This window comes from Micromonospora sp. NPDC003197 (assembly GCF_053590565.1).
On the sequence record NZ_JBSFTE010000007.1, the window covers coordinates 200,178 to 217,065 of the forward strand.

The 16,888-nt window shown below is 67.3% G+C and carries 21 protein-coding genes and 2 pseudogenes; 6 read left to right on the plus strand and 17 right to left on the minus strand.

Features of this window, described 5'->3' with window-relative positions:
- Window positions 1-4: 4 nt before the first annotated feature.
- Complete coding sequence (locus ACWDV4_RS10720; protein WP_449976637.1) at window positions 5-685, plus strand: RNA-guided endonuclease TnpB family protein; 681 nt, start codon at window positions 5-7, stop codon at window positions 683-685.
- Here the strand turns inward: ACWDV4_RS10720 and ACWDV4_RS10725 are convergent.
- From ACWDV4_RS10725 to ACWDV4_RS10770, 10 genes are all read right to left on the minus strand, one after another.
- Window positions 682-1,257: a hypothetical protein gene (locus ACWDV4_RS10725; protein ID WP_449976639.1), complete on the minus strand. Its 576-nt coding sequence runs from the start codon at window positions 1,255-1,257 to the stop codon at window positions 682-684. The genes ACWDV4_RS10720 and ACWDV4_RS10725 overlap by 4 nt on opposite strands.
- Window positions 1,254-1,994 carry a DUF4129 domain-containing protein gene (locus ACWDV4_RS10730; RefSeq protein WP_449976641.1) on the minus strand — a complete coding sequence of 247 codons (741 nt, stop codon included), beginning with the start codon at window positions 1,992-1,994 and terminating at the stop codon, window positions 1,254-1,256. The genes ACWDV4_RS10725 and ACWDV4_RS10730 overlap by 4 nt, the downstream gene beginning before the upstream one ends.
- A gap of 134 nt (window positions 1,995-2,128) precedes the next feature.
- Entirely contained in the window at window positions 2,129-2,887 is a 759-nt protein-coding gene (locus tag ACWDV4_RS10735) for a uracil-DNA glycosylase (protein ID WP_449976644.1), read from the minus strand.
- Window positions 2,880-3,566: a dienelactone hydrolase family protein gene (locus tag ACWDV4_RS10740; protein ID WP_449976728.1), complete on the minus strand. Its 687-nt coding sequence runs from the start codon at window positions 3,564-3,566 to the stop codon at window positions 2,880-2,882. The genes ACWDV4_RS10735 and ACWDV4_RS10740 overlap by 8 nt, the downstream gene beginning before the upstream one ends.
- A gap of 275 nt (window positions 3,567-3,841) precedes the next feature.
- Window positions 3,842-4,276, minus strand: coding sequence for an LppU/SCO3897 family protein (locus ACWDV4_RS10745; RefSeq protein ID WP_449976646.1), 435 nt, complete (start codon window positions 4,274-4,276; stop codon window positions 3,842-3,844).
- Window positions 4,277-4,392: 116 nt separating this feature from the next.
- The gene (locus tag ACWDV4_RS10750) at window positions 4,393-5,376 is read right to left on the minus strand and encodes an HAAS signaling domain-containing protein (protein WP_449976648.1); all 984 of its coding nucleotides are present in this window, start codon (window positions 5,374-5,376) and stop codon (window positions 4,393-4,395) included.
- The gene (locus ACWDV4_RS10755) at window positions 5,373-5,705 is read right to left on the minus strand and encodes a PadR family transcriptional regulator (protein WP_449976649.1); all 333 of its coding nucleotides are present in this window, start codon (window positions 5,703-5,705) and stop codon (window positions 5,373-5,375) included. The genes ACWDV4_RS10750 and ACWDV4_RS10755 overlap by 4 nt, the downstream gene beginning before the upstream one ends.
- Window positions 5,706-5,737: 32 nt before the next feature.
- On the minus strand, window positions 5,738-6,355 hold the full coding sequence (locus tag ACWDV4_RS10760) for a CGNR zinc finger domain-containing protein (RefSeq protein ID WP_449976651.1): 618 nt from the start codon (window positions 6,353-6,355) through the stop codon (window positions 5,738-5,740).
- A gap of 202 nt (window positions 6,356-6,557) precedes the next feature.
- On the minus strand, window positions 6,558-6,929 hold the full coding sequence (locus ACWDV4_RS10765) for a DoxX family protein (protein ID WP_449976652.1): 372 nt from the start codon (window positions 6,927-6,929) through the stop codon (window positions 6,558-6,560).
- Between the two features lie 59 nt (window positions 6,930-6,988).
- The gene (locus tag ACWDV4_RS10770; RefSeq protein ID WP_449976654.1) at window positions 6,989-7,744 is read right to left on the minus strand and encodes an SDR family NAD(P)-dependent oxidoreductase; all 756 of its coding nucleotides are present in this window, start codon (window positions 7,742-7,744) and stop codon (window positions 6,989-6,991) included.
- 144 nt (window positions 7,745-7,888) lie between these two features.
- Here ACWDV4_RS10770 and ACWDV4_RS10775 point away from each other — a divergent pair, with 144 nt between their 5' ends.
- On the plus strand, window positions 7,889-8,518 hold the full coding sequence (locus ACWDV4_RS10775; RefSeq protein WP_449976656.1) for a TetR/AcrR family transcriptional regulator: 630 nt from the start codon (window positions 7,889-7,891) through the stop codon (window positions 8,516-8,518).
- A 54-nt stretch (window positions 8,519-8,572) separates the two neighbouring features.
- Here the strand turns inward: ACWDV4_RS10775 and ACWDV4_RS10780 are convergent, their stop codons facing one another.
- Together ACWDV4_RS10780 and ACWDV4_RS10785 are read right to left on the minus strand one after the other, a co-directional pair.
- A complete protein-coding gene (locus tag ACWDV4_RS10780; protein WP_449976730.1) occupies window positions 8,573-9,247 on the minus strand; it encodes an HAD family hydrolase in 675 nt (224 codons plus the stop codon).
- A 54-nt stretch (window positions 9,248-9,301) separates the two neighbouring features.
- A pseudogene (locus ACWDV4_RS10785) lies at window positions 9,302-9,613 on the minus strand (DUF2087 domain-containing protein); the annotation flags it as partial.
- Window positions 9,614-9,804: 191 nt separating this feature from the next.
- On the opposite strand from ACWDV4_RS10785, the gene ACWDV4_RS10790 reads away from it, so the two are divergent.
- Entirely contained in the window at window positions 9,805-10,206 is a 402-nt protein-coding gene (locus tag ACWDV4_RS10790) for a hypothetical protein (protein WP_449976658.1), read from the plus strand.
- 276 nt (window positions 10,207-10,482) lie between these two features.
- Here ACWDV4_RS10790 and ACWDV4_RS10795 read toward each other — a convergent pair whose 3' ends face one another.
- The gene (locus tag ACWDV4_RS10795; RefSeq protein ID WP_449976661.1) at window positions 10,483-10,869 is read right to left on the minus strand and encodes a hypothetical protein; all 387 of its coding nucleotides are present in this window, start codon (window positions 10,867-10,869) and stop codon (window positions 10,483-10,485) included.
- A gap of 829 nt (window positions 10,870-11,698) precedes the next feature.
- On the opposite strand from ACWDV4_RS10795, the gene ACWDV4_RS10800 reads away from it, so the two are divergent.
- From ACWDV4_RS10800 to ACWDV4_RS10810, 3 genes are all read left to right on the plus strand, one after another.
- A complete protein-coding gene (locus ACWDV4_RS10800) occupies window positions 11,699-11,848 on the plus strand; it encodes a hypothetical protein (protein ID WP_449976662.1) in 150 nt (49 codons plus the stop codon).
- 879 nt (window positions 11,849-12,727) lie between these two features.
- Window positions 12,728-13,600 carry a helix-turn-helix domain-containing protein gene (locus ACWDV4_RS10805; RefSeq protein ID WP_449976663.1) on the plus strand — a complete coding sequence of 291 codons (873 nt, stop codon included), beginning with the start codon at window positions 12,728-12,730 and terminating at the stop codon, window positions 13,598-13,600.
- Window positions 13,593-13,784 (plus strand): DUF397 domain-containing protein, encoded by a 192-nt coding sequence (locus ACWDV4_RS10810; RefSeq protein ID WP_449976666.1) that lies wholly within the window; start codon window positions 13,593-13,595, stop codon window positions 13,782-13,784. The genes ACWDV4_RS10805 and ACWDV4_RS10810 overlap by 8 nt, the downstream gene beginning before the upstream one ends.
- Window positions 13,785-13,989: 205 nt before the next feature.
- Here ACWDV4_RS10810 and ACWDV4_RS10815 read toward each other — a convergent pair.
- The 4 genes and pseudogenes from ACWDV4_RS10815 to ACWDV4_RS10830 form a co-directional block, all read right to left on the minus strand.
- A pseudogene (locus ACWDV4_RS10815) lies at window positions 13,990-14,922 on the minus strand (Ppx/GppA phosphatase family protein); the annotation flags it as partial.
- Between the two features lie 66 nt (window positions 14,923-14,988).
- Entirely contained in the window at window positions 14,989-15,498 is a 510-nt protein-coding gene (locus ACWDV4_RS10820) for an amino-acid N-acetyltransferase (protein WP_449976668.1), read from the minus strand.
- Complete coding sequence (locus ACWDV4_RS10825) at window positions 15,495-16,103, minus strand: DUF501 domain-containing protein (protein WP_449976671.1); 609 nt, start codon at window positions 16,101-16,103, stop codon at window positions 15,495-15,497. Before ACWDV4_RS10825 ends, ACWDV4_RS10820 begins: the two co-directional genes overlap by 4 nt.
- Window positions 16,100-16,735: a septum formation initiator family protein gene (locus ACWDV4_RS10830; RefSeq protein ID WP_449976673.1), complete on the minus strand. Its 636-nt coding sequence runs from the start codon at window positions 16,733-16,735 to the stop codon at window positions 16,100-16,102. Before ACWDV4_RS10830 ends, ACWDV4_RS10825 begins: the two co-directional genes overlap by 4 nt.
- Between the last annotated feature and the right edge of the window lie 153 nt (window positions 16,736-16,888).

Sequence of the window (16,888 nt, forward strand, 5' to 3'; positions counted from 1 at the left end):
GGGCGTGAAGACCACCGCCACCACCACCGATCCGGTGTTCGACCTGCCGCACCTTGGACACCGCCGCCGCTGCGCGGCCGAACTGGCGAAGGCCCCACGCAGAATGGTCCGCCGACGTCGCCCGAAGGGTCAGCCGCAGACGAAGGGCTACCAGCAGGCGAAGCGGCAAGCGGCCCGAATCGCCACGAAGGCGGCCCGGCAGAACACCCACGACGCCCGTGTGTGGGCCAAGAGCATCACCGAGCACCATGCGCTGATCGCCGTCGAGGACTTCAAGCCGAAGTTCCTCGCCCGGACCACGATGGCCCGTAAGGCGGCCGACGCCGCGATCGGCGCGTGCAAGAAGGAACTGATCGAGCGTGGTACGCGGGCGGGCCGAAAGGTGGTGCTGGTGCCGCCCGCCTACACCACGATGACCTGTTCCGGGTGCGGCGAGAGAGCCAACCTCCGCCTCGGGCTGGGTGTGCGGACTTTCGAGTGCGCGGCCTGCGGCTACACCGCCGACCGTGACCTCAACGCTGCGAGGACGGTCCTCGCCACGGCTGAACGCCACCGTGCCAGTGCCGACGACGTGAGACATCTGATCGCCTCCTTCCGGGACGGTGGATCAGGTGCGGTCCGAGCTGGGAATCCCGGGCTTGCCCGGGAGGGAAAATCCCCCGGATTAATCCGTGGGGATCGTTAAATCTTCTCCAATTCGGCGAGGATGGCGGCGTAGTCGCGGGGGGACGGGCTGCGGCGGGGCTTGCCGGTGAGCAGTTTCCAGAGCGGTTCGCCCAGTAACGCGCGGGCACGCTCCGGGTCGGATTCGCGGGTCAGGCCGTGTCGTTGGCGCAGCCGCTCGTCGGCGAGTTCCCCGAGCATCGGCAGCAGTTCCTGGTGGAACCACTTCCGGTCCCCGCCGGCCCGGCCGAGCGCCTTCTCCCACCGTTTCACCGCGCTGCGCAGGGCATCGCGTTCACCGGCCTGGTATCCGCCCTGGTCCGGGTCGAGACTCCGGTACGCGTGCCGGCGCGACGCGGGCGGTGCGGCCACCTGGCGGGTCACCCAGCGCACGGCCAGCAACGCCAGGAAACCACTGAAGATTGCCAGGGTGGAGAGTTCGATGCCGAACATCCGCATCCCGACGATGGTGACGGCGGTGGCCGCCCCCGCCGCGAGGAGGTAGCGCAGCCAACGGAACCGCCGTCGTCGGGTCTCCGGCGACGCCGACTCCTCTTCGTCGTCCAGCAGGTCGTCGAGGCCGAAGTCGGTCACCGGCCCACCTCCACGCCGGTCTCGTCAGTCCCGGCGATGCCGCCGGTCTCGTCGGTAAGTTCGGCACGCAACCGTTGCAGGGCGGAGCGGGCCTGGCTGCGCATCCGCTCGTCGACGGTCCGGGTGGCGTACCGAGCCTCGCGGTAGACCTGGGCGAACGCGGCCAGCACGTCGGCGCTGACGGTCGTCCGGCCGCGCAGCAGCCGGGTCACCAGGTCGGTCGGGGTGTCGCCGACCTGGCGGGGCAGACCGGCTGCGGCGGCGGCCTGTTCGAGTCGTACCCAGCAGGCGATGACCGCCCGGCGCGGGTCCACATCGTCGTCGGAGAGTTCGACCAGACCGGCGTCGAGGGCGTCCACCACGTCCCGGGTGGTACGCGCTGACGACCGCCGCCCATCCGACCCGGCCCGCCAGATGTCCCGGCGCCGCCGCAGGTCCCGGACGACTCCCCGCAGCAGCAGGCCCACGACGACCGCGAGTACGGCGACACCGGCCACAACGGCCACGACGGTGATCCAGCCGGGCAGTTCGCTCTGTTCGGCTGCGGCCACCCGGGCCGGGCCCGGCGGCGGGGTCACCGTGGGCGGCAGATAGTCCGGCAACTCGGGTAGCTCGTCGGACGACGTTTCCAGCCGGGTGAATTCGAGCGAGGAGTGGCTGGCGGCGACGCTGGCCAGACCGAGCAGGAGCACGACGGCCACGACCGGCCACAGTCGACGCAGCAGATCGGTGGTCACGACATCAACTCCGGTCGGTCGATGTGGCCAGTGCACGTCCCGCCGTGCCCGTCCATCATCGCTACCTTTCCGAATCGTCGCCGTCCGCGTCAATTCATGCCGGCACCGGTCAATTCACCCCTGGCGCCGGCAATTCACCCTGGGGCCTGGTTATCCACGTCGGCCAGGTGCTTCGCCTGCGCGAAGACCTCGTCCAGCATCGCTGGGGTCAACCGGCCGGTGAACGTGTTCTGCTGGCTGACGTGGTAACAGCCCAACAGTTCCGGCGCGATGGTCCCGCCGGACCAGTTTGCCCCATGGCCGAATGCGAGGCGCGGGCTGGGCGGGCGAACGCCGTACACCTGGGACAGGACCGGCCACCACGCGGCCCAGGCGAACGCACCCAGTGCGACCACGACGCGCAGGGTGGGTTTGATCAGTTCCACCTCCCGGTGCAGCCACGGCGCACAGGTGTCCCGTTCGGCGGGGGTGGGTTTGTTCTCCGGTGGGGCACAGCGGACCGCCGCGAAGATCCGGGTGTCCCGCAGGGTCAGCCCGTCGTCGGCGGCCACGCTGGTCGGTTGGTTGGCCAGCCCGGCCCGGTGCAGGGCGGCGAAGAGCACGTCCCCCGAGCGGTCGCCGGTGAAGATCCGGCCGGTGCGGTTGCCGCCGTGCGCGGCCGGGGCGAGGCCGAGAATGGCGATCCGGGCGTCGGCGGCACCGAACCCGGGCACCGGTCGGCCCCAGTATTCCTGGTCCCGGAACGCGGCCCGACGTACCGCCGCCACCTCCTCCCGCCACGTCACCAGGCGCGGGCAGGCGAAGCAGTCGCTGATCGCGCCGTCGAGGTCAGGCAGGTCGGCCGCCTGCGGTGCGCGGGCGGCCACCTCCTCGGCGGTACGCGGCTCAGGCAAGCCGGGTCCGGAACAGTTCCACGGTACGGGCCCAGGCGCTGGCGGCGGCCGGCTGGTCGTAGACCTCGGGGCGGTCGTCGTTGAAGAACGCGTGGGAGCTACCCGGGTAGTCGTAGAGGGTGCATTCGCCGCCGCCTGCCTCGATGGCCCGGCGGGCGGCCTGTACGCCCTCGGCGGCCGAGGTGCCGTCCTCCGCCGAGCAGTGGATGACGGCGGCCTTGCCGGCGTAGTCGGCCCAGTCCGGGCGCATCCGCTCCCACGGCAGGACCGGATAGAAGCCGGCGCTCGCCACGATGTGCTCGGAGAGCGTCGCCGACCACAGCGCCAGGCTGCCGCCGGCGGAGAACCCGACACAGCCCACCTTCCCGGTCACCTCTGGGCGCTGTACGAGGTATTCGGCGGCTCCGGCGATGTCCCGGGCGGCCTGGTCCATCGCCAGCCCCATGATGAGCTTGCCCGCGTGGTCCGGCTGGGTGGTGGAGACGCCGTGGTAGAGGTCGGGGGCCAGGGCCACGAAACCGGCTTCGGCGAAGCGGTCCGCGACGGCGGTGATGTGTGGTACGAGCCCCCACCACTCCTGGATCACGATGACGGCTGGTCCGGTCGCGTTTCCGGTGGGTAGGGCCAGATAGCCCTCGCTCGTCCCCCCGTTGCTGGGGTAGCTCACCATCTCGCCCATCGGCCGGTCCTCCTGACGGTCAGTCATCGTTGGCTGGTCGCCCAGTGCGCTATCGCGCGTGCGGGTAGCCTGCCACGCCGGAGCCGGCCGGGGAAAGACAATGGCAACGTGGTGTACACCTCCCCCTGCCTCGGTGTACACGACGAAAGCCGGCCCCCGTAGCTCCGCTCGTCGGCACCGGCGGGCGCGAAATTCCGGAAACCGGGAACGGGTCCGGAAACCGGAAACGGCGGCGCGGTGTCCCCACCGCGCCGCCGTCACCCGTACGGGCCGACCTACTTCTTGGCCGGCTCCAGGCACAGGATGTAGCCGGTGCCGCCCTCCTTGCCCTTCCAGAGGAAAGTCTCCGCAGTCGGGTACTCGGTGCAGGTATCGTCCGCGTCGGTCTCGGCCTCGGTCTTGTTCTCCAGCTTGCCGACGACCTTGTGCGCCGCTGTGCCCTCGTCGCAGCTGACGATTTTCATGTCCTCGGCGGTCTGGCCGCTGAGGCAGTCTCCGCTCTTCGCGTCGGCGGTCTCGTCCTGGTTGACGAACGCGCTGATGCCGAACTTGACGAGGGCACCCACCAGTACGACGAGAACGACGCCGACGATGCCGGCAATCTTCTTGCCGGCACCCTTCTTCGCGGGCGCGACCGGTGCGCCAGCTTCTACCGGCGGGACCGGGGCACCCTGCTGCGGCGGGGTGGGTGGGGTGGCCTGCTCTGTCACTTGTGTTTCCTTCCGGGGGGTTGGGAGAAGCCGGCCAGTTCGGCGGCTCCTCCCCAGATGCAGGCGACACCGTAACGATCAGGGCCGACATTGCGCAGACCCCAGCCATCCACCGTTCAGCTCGTTGGTGAGGGGCTGACCGGTTGTTCTATCGGCGTCTTGTCGAATTCCCCCGGCGATGTCACTTCCGGTCCCGGAATCGTCACACTCGGGCTCGGCGTGGTCGACGTACGCGGTTGTTCGAACCGGAACGGTGCCCCCTCCGGGCAGTACGGATAGGTCGTTCCCCCGTTCGGCTCGGATACGCCGATCTGCGCCTGGCTGTCCGCACACCAGTGGTAGCCCAACCGGATCGGCCGGCCGTCCTGATCGAACAGGCGCGCCCCCTCCACCAGTCGCCCCTGACTGTCGTAGACGTAGACGTCCCGAATGTCCTGGTAGGTGTTATCCACAGAGGACGGAATGAAGTAGCCGCCTTCGCGGCTCCGACCGTCCGCATCCACGAAGGCGACGAAGCCGAAGAAGACCAGCAGGCCGGTGGCCACCCTGATCGTCCACCTCGGCCAACGGCTGAATCCTCGACTGCGTCGGCCGAACCAGATCGAGGCGACCACGCAGACGGTGAGCAGCAGCATCGCGGCGATGATGCTGCCGCCCAGCCGGGGCAGCAGACCGATCGACCACCCGTTCGCCGCCACGGTGATGAACATCGCCACCAGGTAGCCCCGCAACACCCACCAGGCCGGCCGGAGCAGCCCGAGGAAGTCGCTGAGTTTTGCGTACCCGATGATCGGACCAAGCCGGACGTCGGCGGCCCGCAGCCGCCGCTGGGCCGCGACCACGGTCGTGCCAACCCGCTGGTCCAGGTTGCGACGGGCGGCGGCCGGGCCGACACCGGCGGCCAGCCGCAGTTCATTTGCGTACGTCTCCGGCGACCCCAGTCGTTCCACGAGCGACCCGTCAGCTTCGGCAGCCACCTCGGCGAGGTGTTCCGGCAGATCTTCGAGCAACTCGTCCTGGGTGGCCACGGGCAGGTCGGCCAGCGCGACCCGGACCTGGTTGACGTAGCGCGCGATCTCCTGGTCAGTCGTGACGGTCATGCCGCCCTCCCCCGATCGTCGAGCAGCGTGTCCATTGTGGTCGCGAAGGATCGCCACACCTTACCGGAGCGGACGAGCTGGTCGCGGCCGGCGGCGTTGAGCGAGTAGTACTTGCGGTTCGGGCCCGACTCGCTGGGGACCACGTAGGTGGTCAACAGACCAGCCTGGTAGAGCCGGCGAAGCGTGCCGTAGACGGAGGCGTCGCCGACTTCGTCGAGCCCGGCGGTACGCAGTCGGCGCATGATGTCGTAGCCGTAGCCGTCCTCCTCTCTGAGGACGGCTAGCACCGCGAGATCGAGCACCCCCTTGAGCAACTGGGTGGTGTCCACGCGTGAACACTACCGCGCATAGCGAAGTACCGTCAACGCTGCGGTAGGCGTGGCGTCGAGGCTGGTGACGCTGGCGGGTTCGCTCGCGGCGCTGCTGGGGGCATTCGCGTAGCCCGCAGGGTCGTCCGCGTCGACGAGGGACGGGCGCGGTGTCGGCGTACCGCGTCCCGGTTGGCACACCGGGCCGAACAGTAGCGCTGACGGCCGCCCCGGGAGATGTCGGCGTAAACGGCGGTGCAGCCGGCGCGGTCACATCGCCCCAGCCGTCCCATACCCCGCCCGGTGAGATGCAGCGCGGTGCCCACGCTGACCAACGCCCGCAACACCGTACCGAGGGAGACGCCTTCGTCCCGGTAGTGCAGGTGCCAACCCGTGCCAGCGTGGTTGGAGAGCCGGGGGTACGTCGACGCCGCCGCCAGCAGTCGGTTGAGCAGCTCGGCCCGACGCCGTTCGTCCTCGGCGTCGACGATCTCGCACCACTGGTCGACCAGTTCCAGCGCTTCGGTCAGATCCCGATCGGTCACCGGCATGTCGATCACGAGGCCGGCCTCGGCGCACCGGCGCACCAACTCGTCGGCCGAATCAGGCCGCTGGTTGGCCAGTTCCACGATCAGGCAGACCGCGTCCTGCCCGTAAGGGTTGATATGCACAATGCCATTACACCAGGCTGATGGTCATGACCACCAGTGACGACCACACCTGGACCATCCGGTCCCGGCACCGGACCAGCACCGGCATCGTGATCTACCAGTCCTGCCACTGCGGCCTGTGGCGGATGACGAGCAGCGGCAAGACTGTAGTCGTACGCAATGCGGGTGGAAGCGGTTTGACCAGGCCGAATTTCACAGGTTCTTACAGCGAGTAGGAGCCGAAGCGACCCCATGCGATCACGACTGCCGCGATGAGCAGAGCCGCGTTGAAGACGATGGCCTGGGGTTCTTTGCGGCGGGCGTGGATGACGATGGCGCCGACCATGATGACGGCCAGGCCGGTCGCGGCCAGCGGGGTGAGGATCGGCGCGATGCCGGTTACGGCCGGGAGAATCAGTCCGAACGCGGCGGCTATCTCGACGGCACCGATGAACCGGACGAGGTTGGGCGAGAAGTCCTCCACCCAGGGCAGTTGGGGGGCGAGCTTGCCCTTGGGCCGGGTGGACTTCATGGCTCCGGCCATCGCAAACATCGCGGCCAGGAGCGCCTGCAGAATCCACAGGACCACGTTCATTGTCGGGGGGTCTCTTTCTCCGGTCGGTCGTTCGAGGGGGGACGGGCGACGTAATCGGCCTACTGGCCGGGCCAGGCGGGGTGGATCTGCTCGGCGCGGTCGCGGCGGGTGTACATGTCCCAGTAGATGTCGGCGAGGTCGTCGGGGTCGACGATGACGAACTGCTCGCTGCCGAACGCCTGGTCGTCGGCGGGTGCGTCGGCACGGGCGGCGGCGGCCGACTCCGCGGCGGTCTGGACCGCTTCGCTGCGATCGATGGCGGCGGCGACCGACAGGGTGCCGGCGTAGACGCCCTTGTCGGCGAGTTCGCCATTGAGGGAGTAGACGTAGCTGCGGGCGGCTGCCATGACGACACCCGGTCCGCTGAGGTAGGGCACCGGCTGGGCCGCGGAGGCACCGGTGGTCATCAGGACGGCGCCGTCGCCGCGCTCGATCATCTCTGGCAGCACAGCGCGGAAAATCTCTACCGGGGTAAGCAGGAGTAGCGGAATGAGCCGCTCCAGATAGGCCGACTCCAGCGCGGTGGCGGCAGTGAAGGTCAGGGCGGCATTGACCGGCCCGTACTCGACGACGTCGATCCGGCCGAAGCGGGCACGGATCGCGTCGACGAGTACGGGGACCTGGGTGGAGTCGGCGAGGTCGGCGGGGAAGGCGGCGGCTTCGATGCCCTCGGCGGCCAACTGCTCGACGAGCGCGTCCAGGCGATCCTTGCGGCGGGCCACCAGGGCGACGCGGAAGCCCTCACGGCCGAAACGACGGGCAACGGACACGCCCAGGCCGGTACCGGCGCCGAAGACGGCGATCACTTTTGACATGGGACTTCTCCTTGCGACGACATAAACTTGACCCCGTGGTCAACTTGCCAACCCAAGGTAGCAATAAGTTGACCCAAGGGTCAAGTTAGCGGCGGCAGGGACGCGACACTAGGGTCGTACCCTCATGACCAGGAGGAACACCGGATGCGGGCCGACGCACAACGAAACGCGGACAAGCTGCGGGCCGCCGCAGCCGAGCTCTTCCGGGAACGCGGGCTTCAGGTCCCGCTGAAGGAGATCGCTCGCCATGCCGGCGTGAGCCACGGCACCCTCTACAACCTGTTCGGCAGCCGCGAGGCGCTCATCAACGCGGTGGTGGCTGACCTCGCCGTAGACCGCCTCGACGAGATAGCCGAACAGGCACTGGCCCACGAGGACGCCTGGGACGGATTCGCCCACTACGTCGAAAAGGTGTGCGAACTACAGGCCACCGATCCCGCGATCAGCGATGTGGTCACCGGCCGGTACCCGGACGCCGAACGTCTGATGGACGTCTGCAACCGCATCCAGGCCGCCGCCGCCCAACTCATCGCGCCGGCCCAGAAATCCGGTGCCCTCCGCTCCGACTACACCAGCGAGGACCTGCTGTTCATCTTCGGCACCAACGCCCTCCTGGCCCGCGCCGCCGCCCAGATCGCCCCCGACGCCTGGCGCCGCGCCGTCGCCTTCATGCTCGACGGCCTACGCGCCCAAGCCGCCCACCCGCTCCCCGCAGGACCCTTGACCTCGGAGCAGGCCTACACGGTGATGGGACGCCTCACTCCCGCCCCGTGACAGTGGCCTGACAGCCGTCAGATTCGTCGCCGTACCCCGGCCGGTGATCCAGGCTCAGAAGTGATCGCGCAGCTCGACGAAGGTGGCCAGGCGCAGCACTCGCTCATCGGAGGGGTCGAGTTCTTCGTGTTCCAGCACCCAGGTGTGCTGGTGCGGGATGAATACCGCGTTCAGGCCCGCCCGCCGAGCTGGCAGGATGTCCGACTTCGGGGAGTTCCCGATCATCCAGGTCGCCTCGGGCGTCAGCTCATGCTCCACCACCAGCTGCCGGTAGACCTGCGCGTCCTTCTCCGCCACGATGTGCACGCTGGCAAAGTGGTCCGCCAGGCCGGAGGCGTCCAGCTTGCGCTGCTGTTCCTGGACCGCCCCCTTGGTCAGCAGCCACAGGTCGTGCCGACGCCCCAGCTCGGTCAACGTGTCGGCAACCCCGGGAATCAACTCGACCCGCCGGTCGACGAGCGCCGCCGCCAGCTCCTCGATCTGCCGCTGCTCCGCCACGGTGGCCGGCCGCTCCCGCAGGCGGCTCAGACAGTCACCCAGACTGCGCAGGAAGACCTGACTGCCGTACCCGTGGGCGACGGTGTTCGCCCGCTCGATGTCGTCGAGGATGGCCCGGATCTCGACCCGGTCCAGGGTCGGATGCGCCAGCCAGTCCAGGAAGTCGTCGATCACCCGCTCGAACAGGATGTTGTTCTCCCAGAGCGTGTCGTCGGCGTCGAAGACGAGCACCTGCCGGGAGGCGGTCTCCACCAGGCCCGGCACGCTGGGCGTACGCCAGTACCAGCCATCCGCCCGACGCATCAGCCCGGCCTCGATCAGGTAGCGGCGCAGCGAGACGTAGTCCGGCTCGTAGAAGCCGCGTAGCGTCTCGTCCACCTCACGCTCGGGCAGCCGTACGCCCACCTGAAACGCGGTGACGATGTGCTCCAGCAGCACCCGCCGCTTCGCGGCCCGGGACGGCAACGCCACCAACCTGCCGTTGTTGAGGAAGGTCCGCAGCACCTTGTCACGATCAACACTCACGCCGGCACGGTATCCGCCTCCGCAACCAGTTATGGCGACCCGGCTCGATGCGCGGGGCCCTGACCCAGCCATAAGGAACGGGTCGAAGCCCGTTAAGGTCCACTTCTGTCATCGACTACCGGTGATGCTGATCGAGACGGGAGAACACCGTGCCTGGCCCACGGGCCGTCCAGCGATTTCGCCGGACAGCCATCCTCTTCGGGACCCTCTTGCTCACCGCTGCCTGTCACATGGCAGACGCCGCGCCAGAACGGGTGGATCTGGTGAAAACCTGGTGCGGCGCGAACGGGGAGATCCTGACCCTCAACGAGGACGGCACGTTCATGGTCGACCGGCTCTCCGAGCGCTACACAAATGACATCCTGCACGACGACCACTACATCGAGGGTTACCGTCTCCGTACCGAGTTCGGCGGCGTCCTACCCGACTCCGCGGCGGGCAGTTGGGAGCTGGTGATTGCCGGCAACGACTACTTCAGCAGCCACGAAAGCCGGGTCGAACTGTCCTTTCCGGAATTCGGCAGCCAAGCCAGCGCGGAATACAACGATCTCTTCTTCGAGTACGACGAGAGCGGCCAACTGATCCTGGTCGTGCACCGCACGGACCCGCCCCGGTACGACCCGCTCTTCGCCAGCTGCCCCAGTCCGTCTGTGCGTCAGACGTAGAGCCGTGTAGCTTCGGCCCACGCCTGACGCTTCTTGCGTCGATCAGCACGGGGGCTCATACAGAAGCAATACAGAGGATTCACAACAGCAGATACACTTGCCTCTCTTTCGGAGCTACGACCGGCCGACTATACATCCCTGACTTTCGCTGGGCGGCAGGGCGCGAGCGGGCGTTTCTAGCCACCGCTAGTCGATTGAGAACCAAATCCCCTAAGTGTGCAAACCTACGCTCGGGCATCACTTGACGAATTTACCGGATCCTGGGACCACTGGGCACTACGGGCCAGGCAACCCATCGCCGTCATACTGTTCTTTTGGTGTGGATGCCAAGTCGTTGGTGTCGCTGGCCCTGCGCGTTACTGGAGAGACATAGCCTCCAGCAGACTCAAGCCAGGCGAACGCCCATGCGATGAGAGCACCCAGGATGCTCACCGTAATGCCCCACCAGCTCAGCGACGGCCAAAAATAGTAAATGAAACCCGCAGCAAAGATAGGCACCCAGATAACGCGATCGTAGTACTCCACAGCTCTCCAGACCAGAAAGCCGATTAGCAGCAGCCATGCTACGGCAAGCTCCCACCATGACTGTCCGTGCCGCTCGCGCTCGATCGCTTGCGAGACTCGCTCATACCAAGACGGCAGCATCCTGAGCGCTCCCACCACGGAGTCTCCACTCGGCTCAGCCTCAGATGAGGGACTGTGCACCGCCGTTGCCGGGGTGGTGGCTGAGGTGATCGGCAGGGCCGGTTCTGGCGCAGGTCGGGGGAAATAGTAGGCGAAGACCCCCCACCCGAGCGCGAGGAGCGCTATGACCACGCTGACAAGCGTCGCATAGTCCGACTTTGGCCTCGACAAGATCCCTCCCACTCGCGCGCACCCAGACCATCATGACATTGAAGTATCCACATGAACAGGAAGCCGCCGCTGAGATGCCGCTGATGGAGTGGGGGTGGACACGAAGCGGCCACAACGTGATCATCCGCGAGTCGCGAACGTAACTTCAGATCTGGTGGTGCCCCCTGTCACAACGCTCGGATGCGGCGAGCGTTGACTGGGGTTCTCGGCACAGTTCGGGCACGGCGGCAGCGCTAGCGACCATATTGCATGGCGATTTTTAGATCAAGACTAATTAGGCAGGCCGCGCACCAACTTCGGGGTTAGCACGATCCACAAACAAACAAATAGACGATTCAGCTAACCTAGGATGGAGCGGAACCCGGACCCTGATGGGCCCGGGTTCCCTTGTTTCAAAATCAACGCATCTGTCGCCGATCTGGCAAATTCTCAAGCTCCGCCCTTCACATCCCGTTGTAGGAAAATAAGAGCTATTCCAGCCAATCGAACGAAGATCGTTCGGCGCTCCACAGCATCGCCATGCGAGTTGAGCTGATATCCGTCGCACCAGCCTCATCCTCGATAGGTAGGCCAATCGTGCACTCGGATGACTCGGAATAGGAACGGCACCGTGAACTGCGCGCTTGACCGTCGGGCGATGCGCAGCACGTCGCCCGGCTTGGGAACGGTCATGCTGTCGCCAAATCCATCAGCAGCGCTCCGGCACCCAACCAAAGCAGCCGATGATCGCGGTGATGGCGAGACGAGCTACGCGGAACAAGCAGATAAGCAGGTCGATCACGGCTGAGGGCCCGCATTGATCGCACGGGCTATCGCCTCCCGCTTCACCCTCAACTCGACGCACGGAGGGTGTATGTCGACATCCTCCCGCGTGCACTCCAGTTCGTGTCCAACAACCCAAACCGAAATGTCCGTGGCTGTGGCCGTGTTGGTGTGGGCTGCCAAGACCACGACGTCACGACAGTAGGTGTCCTCTTTTCCGTTGGGGTGATACCAGTCCTCAGACCTGAGGTAGAGGCGGGTTCCCGCCGGGATGAATCCGGTGGCGGCAACGAGGTCATCGGTCACCTTTGCCCCCCGCTGCGCCGGCACCGTTGGGCTCGCAGCCGGTTGATGCGCCGCAGGGGAACGGTGGGCTCGTTCCAGGAGTGGCCGAGCACGATCGGTTCTGTTGCGGGTGGCGTCAGGGCGAGGGTCGACCGGGTGAGGGGACGCCGGAAGGAACGGAACCATCTCCACATCAGATCGACCTTCGATTCGGCGTACGCCGTTTCGGCTTCTGCGCGGGGGTCTCCTCCTCGCCAAGGGCATCGGTGTCGGCTGACGCCTCGGGAGCTGGGTCGTCGGCTGGAGCCGGTTTGGGCCGGGTTGCCGGTACGGGTTCGTAATCTCCGCTGTACATAGGTCCCTCCAGTTCCGGTGTCTGCGGGCAGGGCTCGACCACTGCGTGAATCTTGAAAATATGGCCGGTGGCCGCCGTAGCAAACGATCTTCGTCGCGGACTTGCCGATCCGCAGCCCCGCCGGTCCGAGTTTTCCGGCGTGTATCTATTGACGCAACAGAAACCAGCGAGATTTGCAGGAAAGAATTGACACTGAGCCATGGTGAGCGGTAGGAACGTATCGATTGGCGCGTACATAAACGTGAATCTGAGACTGGAGCGCGCATGGCCGATAGTGGATCATCAGTGCCTCGCCGTCAGCTGGGCAGGTACCTCAGGCAGGCCCGAGAAGCAGCACAGATCAGCATTGAGGCCGCCGCAAGCGAACTCGAATGGTCGAGAGCGCGGATGTACCGGATCGAGGGCGGACAGGTTTCAGTCCGAAGCCTGGACGTGAAACAAATGTGCACCCTCTACGAAGTCACCGACGATCTGCGAGATGTGTTGGTCAGCTTGGCCAAAGAGTCCAAGGCGCGCGGCTGGTGGCACGCGTACGGAGCCGTCATCCCATCATGGTTTGAGCTGTACGTGGGGTTGGAGGCCGCGGCGTCGGCGATTCGCTCGTACGAGCCGGCGCTGATCCCTGGGCTGTTGCAGACGCCGGCGTACGCCGCTGCCCTGTTCCGCACCAAGCCCGGCATCACCGAAGCCGAGGTGTCGCAGAAGGTCGCCCTCCGGACGGAACGACAGAAGCTACTTACTCGAAAGCGACCAGCAGCGCCGATTCTCGACATCATCGTCTCTGAAACTGTCCTCCGCAGTCCCATCGAAGATCACGACGGCTGGCTGGCTCAGCTAGCACATTTGGTCAACGTCCGCCGCAAGGGGCTCAGCGTGCGGGTGCTGCCGCTGTCCGTCGGGCCGTACTGGGCGTTGGTTGCCGGCGCGTTCGTCATCCTGGAATTCCCTGCGGCCAACGGCCGGGAGGAGTCGACAACGGTCTATGGCGAGAGCCTGACCGGCGGCCTCTACCTGGACCGTCCGGACGAGGTCGCGGCATACGATAGAGCGTGGCAAACGCTCGACACGCTGACGCTCAGTCCAGATGAGTCGGACGACCTGATAGCAATGATCATCAAGGAGAGCGTTGATGCGTAACTTGACTGGCGCAGCGTGGCGCAAGAGCAGCCGCAGCAGTGTCGACGGTAACTGTGTCGAGGTCGCCGACAACCTGCCCGGCGTCGTCCTGGTCCGCGACACCAAGGACCGTAATGGTGGCGCCCTGACCTTCACCCCGGCCGCCTGGGGTGCATTCGTCAACCGGACCAAGGCTGCTAACTAGCCCAGCAGCCAAACGCCCTACAAAACGACGGACCCCCGCTCTGCCCTGAGGGACAGACCGGGGGTTCTCTTGTCTACGGGACGGCCAGGTCCCCTTGCCAGGCTGCCGGCTGAGATCAGTCGGGCAGTCCGCGGAACAACTCAACGAACCGGTCGCCCAAATGGGCGAAGAACTGCCCGATCCCTTCGCGCTCCTCTGGAACGGCCTGGAGGCTCCAGGCGATGCCGTCGAGGATGTCGTGTTCGCTGGCCACCACCGAGGTCATCCCGGCCCGTTCCATGATCACCCGAAGCACCAACGCACCCGCGCCGATCACATCGGCCCGGCCGGGGTGCATCACCGGGATCTCCAGCCGCTGCGCCGCCGACATGGCGAGCAGGTCGCTGGTCACCCGGGCCACCTCGTCGTACGAGACGCGGGCATGGTGGATCCGCTCCGGGTCGTACGACGTGAGCCCCTGAGCGATCGCCACCACGGTGGTGACCGACCCGGCCAGCCCGACCAGGGTGGCCGCCTCGCGTCCCGGCACCGCCGCCAACGCCCGGTCTACGGCGGTGGTGATGTCCGCCTCCGCCGCCGCGATCTGCTCGGCGGTCGGCGGATCGTCGTGCAGGTGCCGCTCGGTCATCCGGACGCAGCCGATGTCGACCGATATCGCCGCGTCCACCTCGCCGGAGCCGACCACGAACTCGGTGGACCCACCGCCGATGTCGACCACCAGGAACGGTGCCTCGGCGTCGGTGGGCAGGCCCCGTACCGCGCCGGTGAAGGAGAGCCGCGCCTCCTCGTCGCCGGTGACCACCTCGGGCTCGACGCCGAGGGTGTCCTGCACCATCGCCCGGAACTCGTCGGCGTTCTCGGCATCCCGGGAGGCGGAGGTGGCGCACATGCGTACCCAATCCGCGCCCAGCGACTTGATCTCGGCCGCGTAGTCGGCCAACGCCACCCGGGTACGTTCGATCGCCTCCGGTGCGAGCCGGCCCGTCTTGTCGACACCCTGGCCGAGCCGGACGATCTCCATCCGACGAGCCTGGTCGACCAGTGGGGTGCTCGGGTCGGCACTCAGGTCGGGCAAATCGGCCACCAGTAGGCGGATCGAATTGGTCCCGCAGTCGATCGCCGCTACTCTCCTCGTCACGGCGGCAACCCTAGTACGGCAGCCACCCGCCAGCGGCGGCGGGCAATCAGAGCCGACAGCAGCCAGTCAGAGCCGCAGCAGCATCCGGGTGTTGCCCAGGGTGTTGGGCTTGACCCGTTCCAGGCCGAGGAACTCGGCGACACCCTCGTCGTACGAGCGCAGCAGCTGCTCGTAGACGGGCTGCGGCACGGGTGCCCCGTCGATCTCGACGAACCCGAAGGAGCCGAAGAACCGGGTCTCGAAGGTGAGTACGAAGACCCGCGAGACGCCCAACTCCCGGGCCACGGTGAGCAACTCGGACACGATCCGCTGGCCGAGCTTCATGCCCCGGCAGTCGGGGTGCACCGCGACGGTCCGGATCTCGGCCAGGTCCTCCCACATGATGTGCAGTGCGCCGCAGCCGACCACCATGCCGTCGGGCCGGACCGCCACCCAGAACTCCTGCACGTGCTCGTAGAGCGTGACTGTGGCCTTGCTGAGCAGCCGTCGTCCCGAGCTGTACATGTCGATCAGCTCGCGGATGCCCCGGACGTCACCGGTCCGGGCCCGCCGAACGACGATCTCGGCGTCGGTCATTCAGCGACCCGACCGGAATCAGCGGGCGGCTGGCCAGACCCGGCCGGCGGTTGCTGCTCCGGCACTGCCACGCAGGGGCCGTCGACCCACCACGGTTCCACCAGGTCGAGCGTCTCGTCGCCGAACGGGTTGACCCCCGGCCCGGCTGCCAAGGCGTGCCCGAGGTGTACGTGCAGGCACTTCACCCGGCCGGGCATGCCACCGGCCGAGATGCCCTCGATCTCCGGTACCGCGCCGACGGCGGCCCGCCGGGTCAGGTAGTCCTCGTGGGCGGCCCGGTAACGGGCGGCCAGCTCCGGATCGGCGGCCAGCCGCTCGGCCATCTCCTTCATCACCCCCGCCGACTCCAACCGACTGCACGCGGCAGTCGCCCGGGGACAGGTGAGGTAGAACAGGGTCGGGAACGGCGTACCGTCCGCCAGCCGAGGGGTGGTCTCCACCACGTCGGGCAGCCCGCACGGGCACCGGTGGGCCACCGCCTGGGTGCCACGCGGCGGACGCCCGAGCTGGGCGGCCACCGCCGCCAGGTCACGCTCCGTGGCGGGCTCCCGCACCGGCGGGGGTACGCGGTCCGCCGCCGACCGGTCTGGTGGTACGACAGTCACTGAGTTGGCCTTTCGTTGGCAGCCTCGATACTCGACCAGAGGGTGCCGTACCAGGGATCGGGGGCGGGTTTACGCCACGCCTCCGGGTCGACTCCCGCGTCCCGGGCGGCCCCCTCCGGGTCGAAGAGCACCACGAGCGGCTTCTCCCCCGGCTCGACCATGTAGAACCGGGACTTTGCCTGGATCTTGACGAAGTCGTCGTTGCGCCACAGGGCAGCCTTCTCCGACAACTCGTCGATGCGGGTGCGCTGCGCCTTCTCCGCCGCCTCCAGCCGGGCGATGTCCGCCTCCTGGTTGAGGTAGACCCGCACCGGATAGGTGTAGGCGAGCGCCAACGCGATCAGTACGGCCGCCAGCACGGTCATCCGGCCGGTGATCCGCCGGGGGTAGGGGGCCGACGTCCGCTTCGTCCCGCCCGAGGCGGTGACCCGACGGGCCACCGCAGGACGGTTGACCGACCGGGACGTATCACCGCCCCGGCCGGTGCTGGAAGCGCGGGACGAAGCGCCGCGCACCTCGGCGCGTACCCCGGTGTCCCGGGACGTCCGGACGGACCGAGCCCCGCCGCCCCGGCCGGGCTGGCCAGGTCGGCGGGCCGGTCGCTGACCGCCCGGTGTGCGGCGCTGGTTCATCGTCGGCGCACCCTCCCCCGAAGGACCCGTTGTGGTTTTCGACGGGTCCGGATCTAGCTGACTCACCCATACCCGTTGTGGTTTTCGACGGGTCCGGATCTAGCTGACTCACCCATACCCGTTGTGGTTTTCGACGGGTCCGGATCTAGCTGG

What these genes read in the sequence shown, in the direction of transcription:
- ACWDV4_RS10740 (WP_449976728.1), bottom strand. Translation starts at nt 3,566, where the DNA reads ATGGGCGAGATGGTGAGCTACCCCAGCAACGGGGGGACGAGCGAGGGC.
- ACWDV4_RS10750 (WP_449976648.1), bottom strand. Translation starts at nt 5,376, where the DNA reads ATGACCGTCACGACTGACCAGGAGATCGCGCGCTACGTCAACCAGGTC.
- ACWDV4_RS10765 (WP_449976652.1), bottom strand. Translation starts at nt 6,929, where the DNA reads ATGAACGTGGTCCTGTGGATTCTGCAGGCGCTCCTGGCCGCGATGTTT.
- ACWDV4_RS10770 (WP_449976654.1), bottom strand. Translation starts at nt 7,744, where the DNA reads ATGTCAAAAGTGATCGCCGTCTTCGGCGCCGGTACCGGCCTGGGCGTG.
- ACWDV4_RS10775 (WP_449976656.1), top strand. Translation starts at nt 7,889, where the DNA reads ATGCGGGCCGACGCACAACGAAACGCGGACAAGCTGCGGGCCGCCGCA.
- ACWDV4_RS10800 (WP_449976662.1), top strand. Translation starts at nt 11,699, where the DNA reads ATGCGCAGCACGTCGCCCGGCTTGGGAACGGTCATGCTGTCGCCAAAT.
- ACWDV4_RS10805 (WP_449976663.1), top strand. Translation starts at nt 12,728, where the DNA reads ATGGCCGATAGTGGATCATCAGTGCCTCGCCGTCAGCTGGGCAGGTAC.
- ACWDV4_RS10810 (WP_449976666.1), top strand. Translation starts at nt 13,593, where the DNA reads ATGCGTAACTTGACTGGCGCAGCGTGGCGCAAGAGCAGCCGCAGCAGT.
- ACWDV4_RS10820 (WP_449976668.1), bottom strand. Translation starts at nt 15,498, where the DNA reads ATGACCGACGCCGAGATCGTCGTTCGGCGGGCCCGGACCGGTGACGTC.
- ACWDV4_RS10830 (WP_449976673.1), bottom strand. Translation starts at nt 16,735, where the DNA reads ATGAACCAGCGCCGCACACCGGGCGGTCAGCGACCGGCCCGCCGACCT.